Origin of the sequence: Bosea sp. OAE506, from assembly GCF_040546595.1 — a bacterium.
Taxonomy (GTDB): domain Bacteria; phylum Pseudomonadota; class Alphaproteobacteria; order Rhizobiales; family Beijerinckiaceae; genus Allobosea.
This window is the reverse complement of sequence record NZ_JBEPOB010000001.1, coordinates 2,395,547-2,414,224: the sequence shown is the minus strand read 5'-3', so window position 1 is coordinate 2,414,224 and position 18,678 is coordinate 2,395,547. Positions and strand designations below refer to the sequence as shown.

Here is an 18,678-nt window from a genome sequence, read left to right as displayed (position 1 = left end):
TTTATGCCTGCGCACCCTCTTCCGCATCGCGCGCTTACGCCGGCGGGACCTAGACCATTCGCCTCTCAGGAGGTGACCATGACCATCCCGTTCCCCACTTCGCATACCCGCCGGCAGCAGCGCATCCGCGCGGTCTATGGCGCGCTCGCGACGCCGCGCCGCGCCGCTTCGCCACAACGCGCCGGTATCGCGCGCCGCTTCTTGCTGGCCGAATGGGCGGCGCTCGCCCTCTTCGCCGGGATGGCCGCCGGCATCATTGCCCTGCGCGCCTGGGCCGCGGTGAGTTGAGGAGCGTGATGATGGGCCAGTCCCGTTCCATCCAGCCGTCGCCAGCAGACGCCAGCCATCTCTTCCTCGTCGGCCGCTCGCAGGCTGGCTTCTGGGTCGCCCGCGATCTCGAGGGCGTCTCGGAAGGCGTCTTTCGCGACAAGAAGGACGCCATGCGCTTCGCGCTCTTCGAGGGCGGCCATGCCAATGCGGTGATGCTCTCGCCCCATCCGGTCGAGCCGAACTTCGGCCGGGGCATCCGCTGAGCGGAGATGCCGCGGCCGAAAAAGACGCCCGCCGGCTGGCGCGCGACCTCGCCGAAATCCACAGCGTCGCAGCCGGCGCCCTGATCGACCAGTTCCGCGAGGTCGGCATCGCGGATCCGGCCGACATCGCAAGGCGGTTGAACCGGCGCGGCTTTCCCTGCCTTGGCCGTGCCCGCTGGACGGCCGCAGCGGTACGGGCACTAGAGCGCCGCCGCGCCCGCGACGCCGCAGAATGACGCGGCCGCCAGAAACAGCGTGCGCCCGCCGCCGGTCTGGCCTAGAGTCGGTATCTGCTTCGACATGACGAGCCCCGGCCTCTGCCGGGCCGGCCGCGGCAGGCGAAAGCCGCCCTCATGATCGACCCAAGCGTCAGCGTCCATCGCGATCCAGGCCAGGCCTGATTCGAGCCCGAGATCCACCGGGGGCGCGATCCCGCACCCTCAGACCCAAGGGAGACCGACCATGGCAAAAGGCGAACAGCGCGGAAACCGCGAAGCCAAGAAGCCGAAGAAGGACAAGCCCAAGGCAGAGGCGGCGGCGCCCGCGACCTTCGCGGCAGCCGTTGCGCGCGCCGCGGGACCGAAGAAGAAATGATCCGCTTCAGGACAATCGACCCGGCCGAGCAGGCCAGGGCGGACGAAAAGGCGGCCGCGGCGAAGCCTGCGGCCGTCGCCCCTGCGCAGCCCGAACCGGCCGGAGACGGGCAGGGCCCGGACGAGGCGGCCACCGACGCCTCGGCCCCCAAGGCCAAGGGCCTCGCCCGCAAGACACCGCTGCGGGCCAAGAAGCCGGACACCTCCGGGCTGTTCCGCGACTGAGATCGCGGCCGACCGAGACGGCGCTCCCCGAGCGGGCGCGCCGCCGATGGCTCATGCCTCGATCACCTCGTCGGTCCAGACCTTGAAACCCGTCAGCGTGTTCGGCCCGAAGGTCGTGGCAATGGCGACATCCGCGGCATCGCGTCCGCGTGCGATCAGCACGCGCCCGATGCGCGGGACATTGTTGCGCGGATCGAACATCTGCCAGCCGCCCTCGAGATAAGCCTCGAAGGACGCCGCGAAATCGCCCGGCGGCCAGGGCGGCGGCGTGCCGATATCGCCGAGATAGCAGGTGCAGTAGCGCGCCGGGATGTTCATCGCCCGGCAGAACGCAATCGCCAGATGGGCATAGTCGCGGCAGACGCCGCGCCCTTCCGCATAGGCGTCCGAAGCCGAGCGCGTCACGCTCGCGTCGTTGTAGTTGAAGGCGATGCGCTGGTTGACGAAGTCGCAGATCGCCTGGACCCGCGGCGCGCCGGGCGTGGTATGCCCGAACAGCTGCCAGGCGAGATCGAGCAACCGGTCGGAATCGCAAAAGCGGCTCGCCAGCAGGAAGACGATCGCCTCCTCGGGCAGATGCTCGACGGGAACCTGCCCCGCACTGCGATTCTGGGCCTCCGGCAGGCCGCTATCGGCGATGATTGCGTCGGCCGTGATCCGCATAGGGCCCTGCGGCGCCACCAGTCGCGTGCACCAGTTGCCGAAGCCGTCGCGATAGGCGCTGACCGGCACTGAGGGAGTGATGCGCATATGGTCGGGCGTTTCGAGATCCGAGAACCGGCTGAAATGCACGTTCAGCATCAGGATCAGCGGGGTCGGCTGGGGAAAATCGTAGTCGAGCTCGTATCCGATCCTGAGTTTCACGGAGCTGCTTTCCGCGCGCCGCTGGCGCGCCGGTCACGATGGGCCCCCCGGCCTGCCCTCCCAGCATGCACCTTTCGAGCCGTCGCCGATATGGGTTAGCGTCGGCTCCAATTCGCGTCGCTGCTGGCATCGATCAAGCAGTCTCGCTTGCGATGGACGGCCATGAGTCCTAAACCACGCGCGCGCCCGCCGCGGCGTGCCCTCGTCCGAGATCCGGAGAACCTCCCATGGCCTTCCTTGCCGACGCCCTGAAGCGCGTGAAGCCGTCTGCGACCATCACCATCACGCAGAAGGCGCGCGACCTGAAAGCGCAGGGCAAGGACGTGATCTCGCTCTCAGTCGGCGAGCCCGATTTCGACACGCCCGACAACATCAAGGAGGCGGCCATCGCCGCCATCCGTCGCGGCGAGACCAAGTACACCCCCGTCTCCGGCATCCCGCAGCTGCGCGAGGCCGTGGCACGCAAGTTCAAGCGCGAGAACGGGCTCGACTACAAGCCGAGCCAGACGATCGTCTCCACCGGTGGCAAGCATGTCATCTACAACGCCCTGCTCGCCACGCTGAACCCGGGCGACGAGGTCATCTGCGTCTCGCCCTACTGGGTTTCCTATCCCGAGATGGTCGCGCTCTGCGGTGGTACGGCGACCTTCGCCGAGACCAAGATCGAGAATGAGTTCAAGCTCCAGCCGGAAGAGCTCGAGCGCGCGATCACGCCCAAGACCAAGTGGGTCATCCTGAACTCGCCGTCGAACCCGTCGGGCGCCGCCTATAGCCGCGCCGAGATGAAGAAGCTCACCGATGTCCTGATGCGCCACCCCCATGTCTGGGTGCTCACCGACGACATGTACGAGCACCTCGTCTATGGCGAGTTTGAATTCGTCACCCCGGCGCAGGTCGAGCCCGGCCTCTACGAGCGCACGCTGACGATGAACGGCGTCTCGAAGTCCTACGCGATGACCGGCTGGCGCATCGGCTACGCGGCCGGCCCGCAGCATCTGATGAACGCCATGGACCTCGTCCAGGGCCAGCAGACCTCGGGCACGTCGGCGATCTCGCAATGGGCGGCCGTCGAGGCGCTGGACGGCACGCAGGACCACCTGCCCGTCTTCAAGAAGGCCTTCGAGCGCCGTCGCGACCTCGTCGTCTCCATGCTGAACCAGACCCGCGGCCTGGTCTGCCCGAAGCCGGAAGGCGCCTTCTACGTCTATCCCGACTGCTCGGCCCTGATCGGCAAGACCATGCCCAACGGCAAGGTCATCGAGACCGACGAGGATCTGGTCATGGGCATCCTCGAGGCGGAAGCCGTCGCCGCGGTGCACGGCTCCTCCTTTGGCCTGGGCCCGAACTTCCGCATCTCCTACGCCACCTCGGACGAGAAGCTGGAAGAGGCCTGCCGCCGCATCCAGCGCTTCTGCGCCGAGCTGCGCTGATCGGCGCATGAGCCTGCGCGGCCTGCCGCGACGGTCCTTTCTGGCCGGGAGCCTCGTGCTCCCGGCTTCTCTCGTTTGGGCGCAGGCGCCGCAATCCCTGACGGCCCGCGAAGCCTACGAGGCCGCCCGCGCCGGCACCCTCCTCCTCATCGACATCCGGCCGCCCGCCGAATGGCGCGACACTGGTCTGCCGCAGGGCGCGATCGGGCTCGACGTGGAGACGCCCGCCTTCGAGGTCCGGCTGGCCGGCCTGCGACTGGACCATCGCGGCAAACGCATCGCCCTGATCGACCGCAGCGGCGCGCTTGCGGCCTCGACGCGCGAAAAGCTCGCCGGTCGCGGCTTCCGCGACATCCTGGTGGTCCGCAGCGGCATGCTCGGCGCAGGCGGCTGGCTGGCCGAGAAACTGCCGGTGACGGCTTATCCCTGAGGCGTCTTCATGCTGGGGCTTGACCCGAGCATGACGGGCGCTGCTCAGCCGCCGCTCCGGTCCTTCAGCAGATCCGGCCGCCTCTCCGCCGTGATGCGCTCCGCCTCGGCCCGTCGCCACTTCGCGATGCGGGCGTGGTCGCCCGAGAGCAGCGCATCGGGCAGGCCCCGGCCCTCCCACTCGCGCGGGCGGGTGTAGTGCGGATATTCGAGCAGTCCGTTCTCGAAGCTCTCGTCCTCGCCCGAGAGTTCCTTGCCCATCACGCCGGGGATCAGCCGCACGCAGGCGTCGAGCAAGACCAGCGCCGCCATCTCGCCGCCCGAGAGGATGTAGTCGCCGATCGAGACCTCGGTCAGCCCGCGCCCCTCGATCACGCGCTCGTCGACGCCCTCGAAGCGCCCGCAGACAATGACGACACCCTCGCCGGCCACCCACTCGCGCACCTGGCGCTGCGCCAGCGGCCGCCCGCGCGGCGACATCAGCAGCCGCGGGCGCGTATCACCGGCGGGAACGGCGGCGTCGATCGCCGCGCCCAGCACATCGCAGCGCAGCACCATCCCCGCCCCGCCGCCGGCCGGGTTGTCGTCGACATTGCGGTGCCGGCCGATGCCATGGTCACGAATCTGGTGCGTCTCGAGCGACCACAGCCCACGCCGCAGCGCTTCGCCGGCGAGCGATACGCCGAGCGGCCCGGGAAACATCTCCGGATAGAGGGTAAGGACGGAGGCGCGGAACGGCATGGGTGGACCTTACCGGACTAGAACTGGAGACGCGCCGTCATCCCGGGCGGAGCGCAGCGCAGACCCGGGATCCATGCCTGAACCGTTCCGGAATGGATCCCGGATCGGCGCGGCTCACGCCGCTTGTCCGGGATGACGGCGCAGAACATTGAAACGAGTTGGACTCTAACCGAAGCGCAGCGCCGGCAGCCGGTCCAGCGCGTTGAAGTCCGTCGCGGAGGCGACGACGTTGTCATAGGCCGCGAAGCCCTCCGCGCCGAGCATGGTCAGCATGGCGACGGCGCGCATGCCGGCCCGCCGCGCCGCCTCGACGCCGTTGGGGGCGTCCTCGAAGACGAGGCAGGTCTCCGGCGCCACGCCCATGCGGCGCGCCGCCTCGACGAACATGTCCGGATGCGGCTTGCCGCGGAAGCCCTGCGAGGGCGAGATCACGGTCGCGAATTCGGAGCGCAGGCCCAGCGTATCGAGCACCAGCGCAATGTTCTCCGGCGGTGCGGCGGAGGCCACCGCCATCGGCACGCCGAAGCTGTGGGCGCGGGCCATCAGCGGCAGCAGCCCCGGCAGCGGCGCGACATGAGGCCGGTAGGTCTCGCGGTAGAGCGCCTCCTTGGCCTCGCCCAGCCGCGCGATCTCCTCGGCGGCGACGCCCGGAAAGTAGGGGCCGACGATCTCGCCGACCGCCATCCCGGCCGTGGTCCGGAAGAAGGCCGGCCGGTCGAAGGGCAGGCCGTGCTCGCGGTGCCAGCTCTCCCAGGCGTCGTCATGGAAGCGCATGTTGTCGACGATGGTGCCGTCCATGTCGAAGATCAGCGCGCCGGCCGGCTGGTCCCAGGCCTTGGCGCTGGCGCGGTTCGGCTCAGTCGTCATCGTCGGCCTCGAACAGTCCCTCGGGCGGAACCGCCTCGATCCGCCGGGCGGCGATGTCGATGCGCGGCGCGAACGCCTTGGTGAAGGGCATCAGCACCGAGCGCCCGTCCGGCAGCAGAATGTCGAGCAGATCGCCCGCGCCGTAATTGGCGACGGTGGTCACCGTGCCCAGCACCGCGCCGTCGGGGCCAACGACCGCGCAGCCGATCAGATCGGCCTGCAGGAATTCGTCCTCGTCCTCGGGCGCCGGGATCTTGTCGCGGGACACGAAGAGGTTGACGCCGTTGAGGCTCTCGGCCGCCTCGCGGCTGGTGATGCCCTTGAGGCGGGCAACCACGACCTCCTTGGCCGGGCGGATCTCGGCGATCTCGAAGCGCCGGCCCTTTTCGTCGGTCAGCGGGCCATATTCGGCGATGGCCAGCGGATCGCCGGTGAAGGCCTTGATCCGGACCTCGCCCTTGATGCCATGCGCGGCGCCGATGACGCCGAGCAGGATGAGCTTGTCGTCAGCGGCCATGCACCGTCATGCTCGGGCTTGACCCGAGCATCTCCTGCCAGAGGGTCTCGGGCCGAAGCAAAGCTTCGCCCGAGAACGACGCGGTGGCCGCAACCAGCATCACGCCTCGGCTTCGGCCGGAGCGGCGGACTTGGCGGCCTTCTTCTCGGCGCGCTCCTTGGCCTTCTCGCCGGGAACGCCCTTGGCCGGGTTGCTGCGGACCGGACGCTTGGCGAGGCCGGCGGCGTCCAGGAAGCGCAGCACGCGGTCGGTCGGCTGGGCGCCCTTGGCGAGCCACTCCTTGGCCTTCTCGACGTCGAGCACGACGCGCTCCGGCGAATCCTTCGCCTTCATCGGATCATAGGAGCCGATCTTCTCGATGAAGCGGCCATCGCGCGGCGAGCGGGCATCGGCGACGACGATGCGGTAGTACGGGCGCTTCTTGGCGCCGCCACGGGTCAGGCGGATCTTGAGGGACATTCGCGTCTTTCCTTGGGTTTTGAACGTTTGGGCGTTGCGGTGGAAATCAGGGCTTGTTGTCGTCGACCAGCTGGTCGATCGCGGCCCAGGGATCGTCCTTCATGCCCGTCGAGGTGAAGATCTCGAGATCGATCGAGCCGTCTTCCAGCACGTCGATCTCCCAGTATTCACCCGGCGCATGCACGAGGAAGGAAAAGGCGTCGTCGCGATAGGACGACGTCTCATAGGACAGGTTGGCGTCGTCGAGACGCGCCTTGACCTGCTTGAACACGTCGAACATGCCGACGCGCATTTCGGTGGGCTTGGTCACTTCTTCTTGCCTCCGAAGGGGTTGGAGCCCCCCAGCCCCGGAAGCCCGCTGCCAAGACCGGGCAGCTTCGGCATCATCCCCGCCGGCGGCGTCACGCCCTTGGGCAGGCCCGGAAAGCCGCCCGGAGGCAGGCCCGGCATGCCCCCGCCCGCACCGAGCTGCTTCTGCAGTTCGGCGAGCTGCGCCGGATCCATTTTCGACGGGTCGGGCATTCCGGCCGGCAGGCCGCCCATGCCGCCGCCGAGGCCGAACATCTGGCCGAGCTTGCCGAGCATGCCGCCCTTCTGCTTGCTCATCGCCTTCATCATGTCGGCCATGCCGCGATGCATCTTGAGCAGCTTGTTGATCGCCTCGGGGCTCGTGCCCGAGCCGGCGGCGATGCGCTTCTTGCGGCTGTTCTTGAGCAGGTCGGGGTTCTTGCGCTCGGCCGCCGTCATCGAATCGATGATCGCGATCTGGCGCCGGATCATCTTGTCGTTGACGCCCGAATTGGCGAGCTGGCCCTGCATCTGCTTCATGCCGGGCAGCATGCCCATCACGCCGCCGAGACCGCCCATCTTCTCCATCTGCTGGAGCTGCATGCGCATGTCGGCGAGGTCGAAATTGCCCTTGGCGAGGCGCTGCGCCAGCGCCTGGGCCTTGTCGGCATCGACCGTCTCGGCCGCGCGCTCGACCAGGCTGACGATGTCGCCCATGCCAAGGATGCGGTTGGCGACGCGCGAGGGGTGGAAATCCTCCAGCGCATCGATCTTCTCGCCGGTGCCGACGAGCTTGATCGGCTTGCCGGTGACGGCGCGCATCGAGAGCGCCGCGCCACCGCGGGAATCGCCGTCCATGCGGGTCAGCACGATGCCGGTCAGGCCGACGCGGGCATCGAAGGCGCGCGCCGTGTTGACGGCGTCCTGGCCGGTCAGCGCGTCGGCGACGAGCAGCACCTCATGCGGATTGGTCGCCGCCTTCACCTCGGCGACCTCGGCCATCAGCGTGTCGTCAAGCGTGACGCGGCCGGCGGTGTCGAGCATCACCACGTCGTAGCCGCCCAGACGAGCGGCCTCGATCGCACGGCGCGCGATCTGCACGGCGGACTGGCCGGCGACGATCGGCAGCGTCTCGACGCCGACCTGCTTGCCGAGGATGGCAAGCTGCTCCATCGCGGCCGGGCGGCGCGTGTCGAGCGAGGCCATCAGCACGCGCTTCTTGGCGCGGTCAGTCAGGCGCTTGGCGATCTTGGCGGTCGAGGTCGTCTTGCCCGAGCCCTGCAGACCGACCATCAGGATCGGCACCGGCGGCACTGCGTCGAAGGTGATGCCCTCGCCGTCGCCGCCGAGCATGTCGATCAGAGCGTCGTTGACGATCTTGATGACCTGCTGGCCGGGCGTGACCGACTTCAGCACCTCGGCGCCGACGGCCCGCTCGCGGACCTTGTCGGTGAAGCTGCGCACAACCTCGAGCGCGACGTCGGCCTCGAGCAGCGCCTTGCGCACCTCGCGCAGCGCGGCGTTGACGTCCTCCTCGGTCAGCGAACCCCTGCGGGTCAGCCCCGAGAGGATGCCGGATAACCTGTCGCTGAGCGTGCCGAACATGCGGACCTGCTTGCTTGCCTTCAGGGACCGACCGCGCGAAGCCCCATCGCCAAACGGTTTCGCGCCCGAGGGCGCGGACGCGCTGTCGGGCGTTGACCTCCGGGCTCATATAGCCGCGAGGCGGCCCGGTCGGCGGATGCGGTCTCGACGATGTCGGCGAAACGGATGACGCGGTTAAAGCGGCAGATCGGGGCAAAAGTCAAGGTTGGCGGGGCCGCCGCAGCAATCTCGCCATGATGGCCCGTTAGCGCCGCAGGCTCCCAAGCGATGCCGGACCCATCCTCGCCCATGCGCCCTCTCCTTGCCGCTGCCGCCCTCGCCCTCCTCGCCGCCGGCTGCGCCGGCGAACCGCGCCGCGAGACGCCGCTCGATCCGCGCGCCACGGCCCGCCTAGCGGCGGTCACCCTCGATCCAGCCGAAGCCAGCCGCATCTTCAACGCTTATCGCGCCAGCCAGGGCCTCGGGCCTGTGAGGCTCGATCCCGCCCTGAGCGCCATGGCCCAGCGCCAGGCCGATGCCATGGCGCGCGCCAATACGCTCTCGCACGACGCCGCCGGCAATTTCGCCTCGCGCGTCCATGCCGCCGGCCTCGACGCCGCCCGCGCGGCGGAAAATCTCGGAGGCGGCTATTATTCGACGGAAGAAGCCTTCGCCGGCTGGCGCGCCTCGTCAGGCCATGACGCCAATCTGCGGATGAAGGAAGCCACCCGCTTCGGCATCGCGCTCGCCAAGGACCCGCAGACGCAATACCGCGCCTGGTGGGCGCTGGTCGTGGCGGGCGAACCGGAGAAGCGCGTCGAGATGTCCGCCGGGCCCGTCGGATGGTTCGGCTCGAACCGGCCGCCGCGCTGAGCCTCTTTACAAGCCGGCCATCCTGGGGATGGCTCGCCCGACGCCATCGGGAAACAGCGTCATGACCTTCGAAACCTGGGCCGCCTTCGCCGCCGCCACCGCCGTCCTGCTGGTCATTCCCGGCCCGACGATCCTGCTCGTCGTTTCCTATGCACTCGGCCAGGGCTGGCGCACGGCGCTACCCACAGCAGCCGGCGTCGCGCTCGGCGACTTCACGGCGATGACGCTCTCCATGCTCGGCGTCGGCGCGCTGCTGGCGACTTCGGCCACCGTCTTCACCGCGCTGAAATGGGCGGGCGCGGCCTATCTCGTCTGGCTCGGCATCAAGCTCTTCCGCGCCGGCGGCACGCTCGACGCCAAGCCGCGCGAGGATGCGGTGTCCTCTCTCAAGATGCTCGGCCATGCCTGGTTGGTCACGGCGCTGAACCCCAAGAGCATCACCTTCTTCGTCGCCTTCCTGCCGCAGTTCCTCGACCCCAAGGCCGATTTCTGGACGCAGATGCTGATCTTCGAGGCGACCTTCGTGACGCTGGCCGCCGCCAACGCCTTCGGCTACGCGCTCATCGCTTCCCGCGCCCGCGCGGTCGTCAGCAGCCCGCGCGCAATCCGCGCCATCAACCGGACCGGCGGGACGCTACTGATCGGCGCCGGCATCGCGACCCTCGCGATGCGGACCGGCACGCGCTGAAGGCGAAACGAACATGACAGCCCGCGACACCGCCACGCTCGATTTCTATGCCGCCGAGGCCCAGGCCTATGCGGGGCGCTCCCGCGAAGCTGAGCATGCCCGCATCGCCGCCTTCGCCGCGGCGCTGCCGCCCGGCGCCCGCGTGCTGGAACTGGGCTGTGGCGGCGGCCATGACAGCGTCGCGCTTCTCGATCGCGGCCTCGACCTCTTCGCCACCGACGGTTCGCCGGAACTCGCCGAGCAGGCGAGCCGTCGTCTCGGCCGGCCGGTCGAGGTGCTGCTCTTCGAGGACATCGATGCGATCGAGGCGTTCGACGGCGTCTGGGCCAATGCCTGCCTGCTGCACGTCCCCCGCACGGCGCTGCCCGCGATTCTCGCGCGCATTCACCGGGCGCTGAAACCTGGCGGGCTGTTCTACGCCAGCTTCAAGGCGGGCACCGCCGAGGGGCGGGACCGGTTCGGCCGCTACTTCAACTATCCCTCGCCGGACTGGCTGCGGTCCGCCTACGGGCCCGCGGGCTGGCAGAGCCTCGTCATCGGCGAGGAGACCGGCGGCGGCTATGACGGCGAGCCGACAGCCTGGCTTCATGTGATGGCGGTCAAGCGACCGTGAACGGTGCCGGCTTGACCCGCGGCGGCGCGAACCCACTTTCTGCGGCATGAACCGCCGCAAGCTCCTCACCCTCCTCGGGATCCCCGCCCTGCTCGGCACCGGCAGCGCCGCATGGGCTTCGATCTCGCGCTCGCGAAACCCCTATTATCAGGGCCCCGTGACCGAGAATTTCAACGGCGTCGTCTTCACCGACGGCCGGCCCGTGACCAAGGGGCTCGCCGATGTGCTGAAATGGCAGACCTCCAAACGCGACCGCGAGGCCTTTCCCGAGACTTACCCCGCCCCGCCGCAGGACAAGCCGCCCGCCCGCGTCGACGGCGTCCGCATCGTCCATCTCGGACATGCTTCTTTCCTCTACCAGATCGGCGGCCTCAACCTGCTGATCGACCCGGTCTATTCACTGCGCGCCAGCCCGCTCTCTTTCATCGGCCCGCGGCGCGTCAACGATCCGGGTGTCGCTTTCGACGACCTGCCGCGCATCGACGCCGTCCTGATCACGCACAACCATTACGACCATCTCGACATCGAGACGCTGGCGCGGCTGCATGAACGCGATCAGCCGCGCATGATCATGCCGCTCGGCAACGACACCATCGTCAGGGCCCGCATTCCGGAAGCCCGCGCCGAAGCGCATGACTGGTCCGCCCGCCTGCCCCTGTCCGACGGCGTGAGCGTCACGCTGACACCGAGCTACCACTGGTCGGCGCGCGGCGCCTTCGACCGGCGCATGGCGCTGTGGTGCTCCTTCGTGCTGGAGGGCGGCGGAACCCGCATCTTCCACATCGGCGACACCGGCTATCACGACGGCTCGCTCTATCGCCGCCTCGGCGCCGAACTCGGCCCCTTCAGCCTCGCCGTGCTGCCGATCGGCGCCTATGAGCCGCGCTGGTTCATGCGCGACAACCACATGAACCCGGAGGAAGCGGTGCAGGTCATGCTGGCGCTGCGGGCCGAGGCGGCGCTCGGCCACCATTGGGGCACGTTCCAGCTGACCGACGAGGGCATCGAGCGTCCGCCGGCCGCGCTCGCCGCGGCGCTCTCGGCCGCCGGCCTGCCCGAGGAGCGCTTCCGCGCAATGCGGCCGGGGCTGAGCTGGCAGGCCTGAGCTTGCAGGCCTGAACGGGAGCGCTCGATCAGCGCGGCTGGACGTAGACGTTGATCTCGAGATTGGGGTCGGCCGGATCGGTAAGGTCCCCGACATACTCCTCGAGGAACGCGTCCTTCACGGTGATGCTCTTGGCCTCGAGATAGGCGGTGATCGTCTCATAGGTCGAGTCGATGTCGTCATAGGGCGCGACATGGACGAAGCGCAGCGAGGGCCCGGCCGGCGTCAGCCCCGGGCGCACGCCATTGCCGAAGGTGGCGTTGCGCTCGCCCTCGGGCGCGGGACCGACGGGCAGCATCGCCTCGTAGCGGAAGCCGTTGTCGTCGGTTTCCAGAAACAGCGTTAGCGGCCGTCCGGCGACCGGCAGGCGCGCGCGCTCGGCTTCCTGGCGCAGCACGCGGAAGCTCTCCGCCAGCCGCTTGAAGCCCTCGTCCCAGCTCGCCGCGCCGGAGAGCTTGAGCACGGGCTTGGCGACCAGCAGCACCTCGTCGACATCGCTCTGGTCGCCGCGCTTGCCGGCGAGCGTCGCATTGGGATCGAGCACGCCGGTCTGCTGCTGCAGGGTCGGCGGCTGGACGGGCTGGACCGGACCGGGCGCGGGCAGCGTCGGCGGCGGCTGGACGGGCTGAGGCTCCAGCGGAACCTGCGGCGTCGGGGCCGGCTGGACGGGCTCGGGCGTCACCGGACGCTGAGGCGCCGGCGCAGGCTGGACCGGCTGCGGGCCGGGAACGGGCTCGGGCACGGCGGTCGGCGGCGTCGGTGCGGGAGCGGGCTGAGCCTGTGCGGGCACGGGCTGGGCCGGAACAGCCGCGCCCGGCGGCGGCGCCAGCGGCGCCGATTCGACGGCGCTGGGCGGCGCCACCCGCGTCTGCGCCGCGGCGATGCCGCCGACGCTCAGGAGGGCGGCGAACGCCCCGACAGCGATCCGGAAATGCTGCATCGTCAACGTCCTGCCACGGAACACGGCGCCAAATTCGATTCGCGCTCTTGCAGCGCAATATGGAACATCCACTTAAGACAGGAAATCATCGCAAGGGTGGCTTTTTCACGTCGCCTCCCTCATAGACCCTGCAAGTCATGGGATATGTGACGGAATGAACGCCCTCGCCCATCGCCGGTTCCTGAAGATGAACGGTCTCGGCAACGAGATCACCGTGCTCGACCTGCGCGGGACGAAGCTGCGCGTCAGCGAGCACGACGCGCGCGCCATCGCGGCCGAGCCGCGCGCGCATTTCGACCAGCTCATGGTCCTCCACGATCCGCTGACTCCCGGCACCGACGCCTTCGTCCGGATCTACAACACCGACGGCTCCGAGGCTGGCGCCTGCGGCAACGGCACGCGCTGCGTCGCCTGGGCGATGCTGGCCGATCCTGCGATGGGCGATGCCGTGAAGACGGCGCTGACCCTTCAGACCAAGGCCGGCCTCCTGCCGGCCCGGCGCGATAGCGACCTCGTCTTCACCGTCGACATGGGCACGCCCCGGCTGGACTGGGAGGACATCCCGCTGGCCGAGCCCTTCCACGACACCGCGCATTTCGAGCTTCAGATCGGCCCGATCGACGATCCGATCCTGCACACGCCCTGCGCCGTCAACATGGGCAACCCCCACGCCGTCTTCTTCGTCGACGACCCCTATCGCTTCAATCTCGAGCAGATCGGCCCGCTTCTCGAAAACCACCCGATCTTCCCTGATCGCGCCAATATCGAGCTCGCCGCCGTCACCGCGCCTGACCATATCGTGCTGCGCGTCTGGGAGCGCGGCGCCGGCATCACCCGCGCCTGCGGCTCGGGCGCCTGCGCGGCTCTCGTCGCGGCGGTGCGCCGCGAACTCAGCGCGCGGAAGGCCGTGGTCAGCCTGCCGGGCGGCGACCTCACCATCGAATGGCGCGAGAGCGACGGCCATGTGCTGATGACCGGCCCCGTCGAATTCGAATGGGAGGGCACGCTCGCCCCCGAGCTGTTCGAGACCGCCGCCTGATGACCCTTGAGGTCGTCACCTTCGGCTGCCGCCTCAACATCGTCGAGGGCGAGGCTCTCCGGCGTCAGGCTGAGGCCGCGGGCCTCACCGATCTCGCCGTCGTCAACACCTGCGCCGTCACCTCCGAGGCCACCCGGCAGGCTCGGCAGGCGATCCGCAAACTGCACCGGGAGCAGCCCGGCCGGCCGGTCGTCGTCACAGGCTGCGCCGCGCAGATCGAGCCGCAGCGTTTCGCGCAGATGCCGGAAGCCGCCCGCGTCATCGGCAATGCCGAGAAGCTGGAGCCGGCGACCTGGTCGGCGCTTGCCCGCTCGAACAGCCTCGGCGCCGCCGAGACCGATCCGCGCGACAAGATCGCCGTCGGCGACATCATGGCCCGCACGCGACTCGCGCCGGTCGAAAGCGGCCGCGCCGCCCGGCAGACGCGCAGCTTCGTCCAGGTCCAGAACGGCTGCGACCATCGCTGCACCTTCTGCGTCATCCCCTTCGGCCGCGGCAATTCGCGCTCGCTCGCGCCCGACGCCGTCGTGGCGCAGTGCCGCGCGCTGCTGGAGGGCGGCGCGCGCGAGATCGTCCTCACCGGCGTCGACCTGACGAGCTATGGCCGCGACCTCGACCAGACCCCGCTGCTCGGGCGGCTGGTGCGCCTGATCCTACGCGAGCTGCCCGATCTGCCGCGCCTGCGCCTGTCCTCGATCGACGCCGTGGAGGCCGACGACGACCTGCGCGAGGCGCTCGCCACCGAGCACCGGCTGATGCCGCATCTGCATCTTTCGCTTCAGGCCGGCGACGACCTGATCCTGAAGCGCATGAAGCGCCGCCATGGCCGCGACGATGCCATCCGCTTCTGCGCGGAAATCCGCTCCTTACGGCCCGACATCGCCTTCGGCGCCGATCTGATCGCCGGCTTCCCGACCGAGGACGAGGCGATGTTTGCCCGCTCGCTCGACCTCATCGGCGAATGCAGACTGAGCTATGTCCACGTCTTTCCCTATTCCGCCCGCCCCGGCACGCCGGCCGCGCGGATGCCGCAGCTGCCCGGCCCGGTCGTCGCGGAGCGCGCGTCGCGGCTGCGCGAGGCCGCGGGCGCAGCCCATGCCGCCCATCTCGCCACCCGCCTCGGCCGTCCGCTGACGGTGCTGACCGAGCGCGGCAACACTGGCCGCGCCCCGGATTTCACGCTGGTGCGCTTCCGGCGTGATGTGGTTGCAGGCGAACTGCTGACGTCGACCGCAGACAGCGCCGACGCGCGCGCCCTGATCGCAGCCTGAGAGCTCAGCCCTCGCGCGCCGTCCCGGCGACGCGATGGACCTGATTGTTGCAGTAGCCGCGCGGATTCCAGACGATCTCGAGGGGCTGGACCTGTCCCTGCGCGTCGCGAGCCTGGGCGAGCACGGACATCGCACCCGGCCGCTCGACGACGAGATCTGCACTGAAGCGCCGCCAGGCGAAGGGCCCCTCGCTGTCCTCCAGCTCTGCATCCTGCCAGCTCACGCCGCCATCGCCGGAGACGCGAACCCCGGCGAGCGGGATCGCGCCACTCCAGCCGAAGCCCGCGACCGTCAGGGTCTCGCCGCAAGTCGCGGTGAAGCCCGCGAGCGGCGCGGTGATCAGCGATTTCACCGGCATGTCGGTGATCACGGCGAAGCGGCTCGGATCGAGCGGCTCGCCGGGTGCGACCGGCACAGTGGGCAGGCGGTAATTCGTCCCGCCCATCTTCTCGCCGTCATGCTCGCAGGCGCGCAGCTCGATCCGGTCCAGCCATTTCTGCCAGGCCGAGCCTGGAAAGCCCGGCGCCACGATCCGCAGCGGCCCGCCATGCAGACGCGGCAGCGGCTCGCCGTTCATCGCGAAGGCGATCAGCGTCTCCGGTGCCATTGCCTTGGCGATGGGCAGCCCGCGGGACAGGGCCGGCCGCGACGGATCGGTGATCAGCCGGTCGGGCGCATAATGCCCGGTGTAGACGGCGCCGGGCCGCAGGCCGGCTTCCGCCAGCACATCCGCGAGCCGCACCCCGGTCCAGCGTGCGCAGCCGACGGCGCCGAGCCGCCAGGGCAGACCGTCCGTCGCCGGAGAAAACTGCGAGCGGCCATTGCCGGCGCATTCGAGCACGGCCGTCAGCGTCACCGTCTCGAAGCGCTCGCGCAGCGCGTCCAGCGTCCAGCGCGCGGGCCGCTCCACCTCGCCGTCGATCGTCAGTGTCCAGTCGCGATCCGGTAGCAGGGCCGGCACGTCGCCATTGTTGCGGACGAAGAAGGCATCCGCCGGCGTGATCGCGTCAGAGAGCAGCGCGATCGGCGGCTCGGCGTTCAGCGCGTCGTCGTCATGGACATGCAGCCCGGGCTTGAGGCGGCGCAGCAGGGGCAGTTCGGTCAAGGCACGGGGCAAGCAGCCGCTCTCCGGTTCGGCAGGAACGTCGCGACGCAACGGATCACCCGCCGCTTCGTTCCGCCAGCATAGACCGGCGGCCGGGCCGAGGCGACGCCCCGGCCGGCGCACCCGCCAAGCCTCAGGGCTTGCTCGCGACCTCTTCGCGCAGCGCCCGCCGCAGCACCTTGCCGACATTGGTCTTCGGCAGGGCCTCCCGGAAGAAAATCTGCTTGGGCACCTTGTAGCCGGTCAGGCTCTCCTTGCAGAAGGCGCGCAGCTCGTCGGCCGTCAAAGCCGGATCGCGGCGCACGACGAAGGCCGTGACGGCCTCACCGGAATGCTCGTCCGGCAGGCCGACGACCGCGGATTCGAGCACGCCGGGATGGGTGGCGATCACGTCCTCGACCTCGTTGGGATAAACATTGAAGCCCGAGACCAGGACCATGTCCTTCATCCGGTCGACGATGCGGACCTGCCCGTCCGGCTGCATCACGCCGATGTCGCCGCTGCGGAAATAGCCGTCCTGCGACATCACCTTGGCGGTCTCGTCAGGGCGATTCCAGTAGCCGACCATCACCTGCGGCCCACGAATGCAGATCTCGCCGGATTCGCCGATCGGCAGGTCGTGCCCCTCGGCGTCGCGGATGGCGATCTCGGTCGAGGACAGGGGGAACCCGACCGTGCCGGTGAATTCGGAAATGTCCGGGCGGTTGATCGAAGCGACCGGCGAGGTTTCCGAGAGGCCGTAGCCCTCGATGATCGGGCGTCCGGTGACGGACTTCCAGTGCTTGGCCACCGCGGCCTGGGTCGCCATGCCCCCCGACACCGCGAAGCGCAGTTCGTCGAAATTCACCTGGGCGAATTCAGGATGGTTGGCCAGCGCGTTGTAGAGTGTGTTGACGCCGGAGATCAGCGTGAAGCGGCTCGCCTTCAGCGTCTTCACGAAGCCGGCAATGTCGCGCGGATTGGCGATCAGCAGCCCCTTGGCGCCGATGCGCAGCATGAACAGGCAGCAGCAGGTCAGCGCGAAGATGTGATAGAGCGGTAGCGCCGTCACCATGACGTGCTGGTAGTCGCTTCGCCCCAGCGGTGGCTCCAGCGCCCAGCCGAGCCACAGGCCGCATTGCTCGACATTGGAAGCGACGTTGCGGTGCGACAGCGTCGCGCCCTTGGCGACGCCCGTCGTCCCGCCGGTGTATTGCAGGAAAGCGACATCGTCGGGCGTCACCGTCACCGGCGCCATCGCGTCGGACCCGGCGAGAATCGTCGCGAGCGGCACGAAGCCCGGCAGGTTGAAGGGTTTCACGACCTTCTTGACGCGCCGGGCGACGAAATTGACGATATGACCCTTGAAGCCCATCAGATCGCCCGCGGTCGCGACGACGACGCGCTCGATCTTGAGCTGCGGCTTCGCCTCCTCGACCACATGGGCGAAGTTCTCGATCACGACGAGCACCCGCGCGCCGGAATCGTTGAGCTGCTGGGCGAGCTCGCGCGCCGTGTAGAGCGGGTTGACGTTGACGACGGTGTAGCCGCCGAGCAGCGCGCCGAAGATCGTCGCCGGATAGGCCAGGATGTTCGGCATCATCAGCGCGATGCGGTCGCCCTTGCGATAGCCCTGCGCCTGCAACCAGGCGACGAAGGCCCGCGCGGCCCGGCCGGTTTCGGCGAAGCTGATCGCCTTGCCGAAGCTCTCGAAGGCCGGGCGCGTCGGAAAGGTCTGGCAGGCGCGGCCGATCAGATCCGCCAGCGTACCGGGATCGCCGATCTCGGGCGGCACGGCGGCAGGATAATGGGCGAGCCACGGCCGCGGATCGGGCTTCGCCTGGGTGGCGGCAGTCGCGTTCATCGTCGTCCTCCCCGTCGCCCGGCTTTCACCCGCGCAGCGGGCAGCCGATGCCGTTTTTCAAGCCCTTACACTGCGGAACAGCGCGGGCGGGCGCAAGGCCCGGACCAATGCTTATCCGCAGAAAGGTTCATATGTAAACTGATTTGAGACCTGCCGGCGCCTCGCACGTCATGCTCGGGCTCGACCCGAGCATCTCGGGACGAGAGAGGCTCCTCGCCCTTATCGGCCTGAGATTCTCGGGTCTTAGCTTCGCTTTGCCCGAGAATGACGCACACAGCCGAAATCCCCGCCCGCGCTGACGCGCGGCGGATGTCATGAGGGGCAGCGGAGCGCCGCGAAGCGCGTAGGTAGTCAGCCGCATCCATTGAGCCAGGATGCGGCGCGGATGGATTGAGCCACCATCCGCACGCCCCGTGGCGCTCCGCTTGTCGGCGATTTATGTCTCCGGGCCGCGCTTATCGGGTCGAAAGCCAGCCTCCGCCGCGAGCCCTAGACGCCAGTTCCCCTCATCGGGTTGTCGCGCCGTCAGGCATGGGACGAAGGCGTGATGCCAGCGACCGTTCCAGCGAGCTCCTCGCACAGGGGCCGTAGTACCCCCAGGGCGGTGCCCCGAAGCCTCCCGAGTCTGGCGTGCAAAGCCAGCCGCAGGCGCCGCGCCCATCCCCACCATG

23 protein-coding genes are annotated in these 18,678 nt (G+C 69.2%); 12 read left to right on the top strand and 11 right to left on the bottom strand.

Annotation, left to right across the window (positions count from 1 at the left end; genetic code table 11):
• Positions 1-78: 78 nt before the first annotated feature.
• Together ABIE41_RS11795 and ABIE41_RS11790 are read left to right on the top strand one after the other, a co-directional pair.
• Positions 79-288: a hypothetical protein gene (locus tag ABIE41_RS11795; protein WP_192644637.1), complete on the top strand. Its 210-nt coding sequence runs from the start codon at positions 79-81 to the stop codon at positions 286-288.
• Between the two features lie 8 nt (positions 289-296).
• Positions 297-533 carry a hypothetical protein gene (locus ABIE41_RS11790; RefSeq protein ID WP_354192035.1) on the top strand — a complete coding sequence of 79 codons (237 nt, stop codon included), beginning with the start codon at positions 297-299 and terminating at the stop codon, positions 531-533.
• 200 nt (positions 534-733) lie between these two features.
• Here the strand turns inward: ABIE41_RS11790 and ABIE41_RS11785 are convergent, their stop codons facing one another.
• Complete coding sequence (locus ABIE41_RS11785; protein ID WP_192644635.1) at positions 734-913, bottom strand: hypothetical protein; 180 nt, start codon at positions 911-913, stop codon at positions 734-736.
• A gap of 82 nt (positions 914-995) precedes the next feature.
• Between ABIE41_RS11785 and ABIE41_RS11780 the strand changes: the two genes are divergently transcribed.
• Both ABIE41_RS11780 and ABIE41_RS11775 read left to right on the top strand, forming a co-directional pair.
• Positions 996-1,127 carry a hypothetical protein gene (locus ABIE41_RS11780; RefSeq protein WP_257785730.1) on the top strand — a complete coding sequence of 44 codons (132 nt, stop codon included), beginning with the start codon at positions 996-998 and terminating at the stop codon, positions 1,125-1,127.
• Entirely contained in the window at positions 1,124-1,351 is a 228-nt protein-coding gene (locus ABIE41_RS11775; RefSeq protein ID WP_192644634.1) for a hypothetical protein, read from the top strand. The genes ABIE41_RS11780 and ABIE41_RS11775 overlap by 4 nt, the downstream gene beginning before the upstream one ends.
• A gap of 51 nt (positions 1,352-1,402) precedes the next feature.
• On the opposite strand, the gene ABIE41_RS11770 is transcribed toward ABIE41_RS11775, so the two are convergent.
• Positions 1,403-2,215: a transglutaminase-like domain-containing protein gene (locus tag ABIE41_RS11770; protein ID WP_192644633.1), complete on the bottom strand. Its 813-nt coding sequence runs from the start codon at positions 2,213-2,215 to the stop codon at positions 1,403-1,405.
• 227 nt (positions 2,216-2,442) lie between these two features.
• Here ABIE41_RS11770 and ABIE41_RS11765 point away from each other — a divergent pair, with 227 nt between their 5' ends.
• Complete coding sequence (locus ABIE41_RS11765) at positions 2,443-3,645, top strand: pyridoxal phosphate-dependent aminotransferase (RefSeq protein WP_192644632.1); 1,203 nt, start codon at positions 2,443-2,445, stop codon at positions 3,643-3,645.
• A gap of 7 nt (positions 3,646-3,652) precedes the next feature.
• Positions 3,653-4,075, top strand: a complete 423-nt coding sequence (locus ABIE41_RS11760) for a rhodanese-like domain-containing protein (RefSeq protein WP_192644631.1) — start codon at positions 3,653-3,655, stop codon at positions 4,073-4,075.
• Between the two features lie 44 nt (positions 4,076-4,119).
• Here ABIE41_RS11760 and trmD read toward each other — a convergent pair whose 3' ends face one another.
• From trmD to ffh, 6 genes are all read right to left on the bottom strand, one after another.
• Positions 4,120-4,815 carry a tRNA (guanosine(37)-N1)-methyltransferase TrmD gene (trmD, locus tag ABIE41_RS11755; RefSeq protein ID WP_192644630.1) on the bottom strand — a complete coding sequence of 232 codons (696 nt, stop codon included), beginning with the start codon at positions 4,813-4,815 and terminating at the stop codon, positions 4,120-4,122.
• Between the two features lie 165 nt (positions 4,816-4,980).
• Positions 4,981-5,682: an HAD family hydrolase gene (locus ABIE41_RS11750; protein ID WP_192644629.1), complete on the bottom strand. Its 702-nt coding sequence runs from the start codon at positions 5,680-5,682 to the stop codon at positions 4,981-4,983.
• Entirely contained in the window at positions 5,672-6,199 is a 528-nt protein-coding gene (gene rimM / locus ABIE41_RS11745; protein WP_192644628.1) for a ribosome maturation factor RimM, read from the bottom strand. Before rimM ends, ABIE41_RS11750 begins: the two co-directional genes overlap by 11 nt.
• Positions 6,200-6,298: 99 nt before the next feature.
• Positions 6,299-6,658, bottom strand: a complete 360-nt coding sequence (rpsP, locus tag ABIE41_RS11740) for a 30S ribosomal protein S16 (protein WP_069056000.1) — start codon at positions 6,656-6,658, stop codon at positions 6,299-6,301.
• A gap of 46 nt (positions 6,659-6,704) precedes the next feature.
• On the bottom strand, positions 6,705-6,968 hold the full coding sequence (locus ABIE41_RS11735; protein ID WP_192644627.1) for a hypothetical protein: 264 nt from the start codon (positions 6,966-6,968) through the stop codon (positions 6,705-6,707).
• Positions 6,965-8,551 (bottom strand): signal recognition particle protein, encoded by a 1,587-nt coding sequence (gene ffh, locus ABIE41_RS11730; RefSeq protein WP_192644626.1) that lies wholly within the window; start codon positions 8,549-8,551, stop codon positions 6,965-6,967. Before ffh ends, ABIE41_RS11735 begins: the two co-directional genes overlap by 4 nt.
• Positions 8,552-8,839: 288 nt before the next feature.
• Here ffh and ABIE41_RS11725 point away from each other — a divergent pair, with 288 nt between their 5' ends.
• The 4 genes from ABIE41_RS11725 to ABIE41_RS11710 all read left to right on the top strand — a co-directional run bounded on the left by ABIE41_RS11725 (position 8,840) and on the right by ABIE41_RS11710 (position 11,809).
• On the top strand, positions 8,840-9,403 hold the full coding sequence (locus tag ABIE41_RS11725) for a CAP domain-containing protein (RefSeq protein ID WP_192644625.1): 564 nt from the start codon (positions 8,840-8,842) through the stop codon (positions 9,401-9,403).
• Between the two features lie 61 nt (positions 9,404-9,464).
• Positions 9,465-10,091 carry a LysE family translocator gene (locus ABIE41_RS11720; protein ID WP_192644624.1) on the top strand — a complete coding sequence of 209 codons (627 nt, stop codon included), beginning with the start codon at positions 9,465-9,467 and terminating at the stop codon, positions 10,089-10,091.
• A gap of 13 nt (positions 10,092-10,104) precedes the next feature.
• Positions 10,105-10,704 (top strand): class I SAM-dependent methyltransferase, encoded by a 600-nt coding sequence (locus ABIE41_RS11715; RefSeq protein WP_192644623.1) that lies wholly within the window; start codon positions 10,105-10,107, stop codon positions 10,702-10,704.
• Positions 10,705-10,750: 46 nt separating this feature from the next.
• A complete protein-coding gene (locus tag ABIE41_RS11710) occupies positions 10,751-11,809 on the top strand; it encodes an MBL fold metallo-hydrolase (protein WP_192644622.1) in 1,059 nt (352 codons plus the stop codon).
• A 28-nt stretch (positions 11,810-11,837) separates the two neighbouring features.
• Here the strand turns inward: ABIE41_RS11710 and ABIE41_RS11705 are convergent, their stop codons facing one another.
• Positions 11,838-12,749 carry a GyrI-like domain-containing protein gene (locus ABIE41_RS11705; RefSeq protein ID WP_192644621.1) on the bottom strand — a complete coding sequence of 304 codons (912 nt, stop codon included), beginning with the start codon at positions 12,747-12,749 and terminating at the stop codon, positions 11,838-11,840.
• 154 nt (positions 12,750-12,903) lie between these two features.
• On the opposite strand from ABIE41_RS11705, the gene dapF reads away from it, so the two are divergent.
• Both dapF and mtaB read left to right on the top strand, forming a co-directional pair.
• Entirely contained in the window at positions 12,904-13,788 is an 885-nt protein-coding gene (dapF, locus tag ABIE41_RS11700) for a diaminopimelate epimerase (RefSeq protein WP_192644620.1), read from the top strand.
• Positions 13,788-15,059 carry a tRNA (N(6)-L-threonylcarbamoyladenosine(37)-C(2))-methylthiotransferase MtaB gene (mtaB, locus tag ABIE41_RS11695; protein ID WP_192644619.1) on the top strand — a complete coding sequence of 424 codons (1,272 nt, stop codon included), beginning with the start codon at positions 13,788-13,790 and terminating at the stop codon, positions 15,057-15,059. The genes dapF and mtaB overlap by 1 nt, the downstream gene beginning before the upstream one ends.
• A gap of 4 nt (positions 15,060-15,063) precedes the next feature.
• Here mtaB and ABIE41_RS11690 read toward each other — a convergent pair whose 3' ends face one another.
• The gene (locus ABIE41_RS11690; protein ID WP_192644618.1) at positions 15,064-16,176 is read right to left on the bottom strand and encodes a sulfite oxidase; all 1,113 of its coding nucleotides are present in this window, start codon (positions 16,174-16,176) and stop codon (positions 15,064-15,066) included.
• Between the two features lie 121 nt (positions 16,177-16,297).
• Positions 16,298-18,007, bottom strand: coding sequence for an AMP-binding protein (locus ABIE41_RS11685; RefSeq protein WP_192644617.1), 1,710 nt, complete (start codon positions 18,005-18,007; stop codon positions 16,298-16,300).
• Positions 18,008-18,678: the final 671 nt, after the last annotated feature.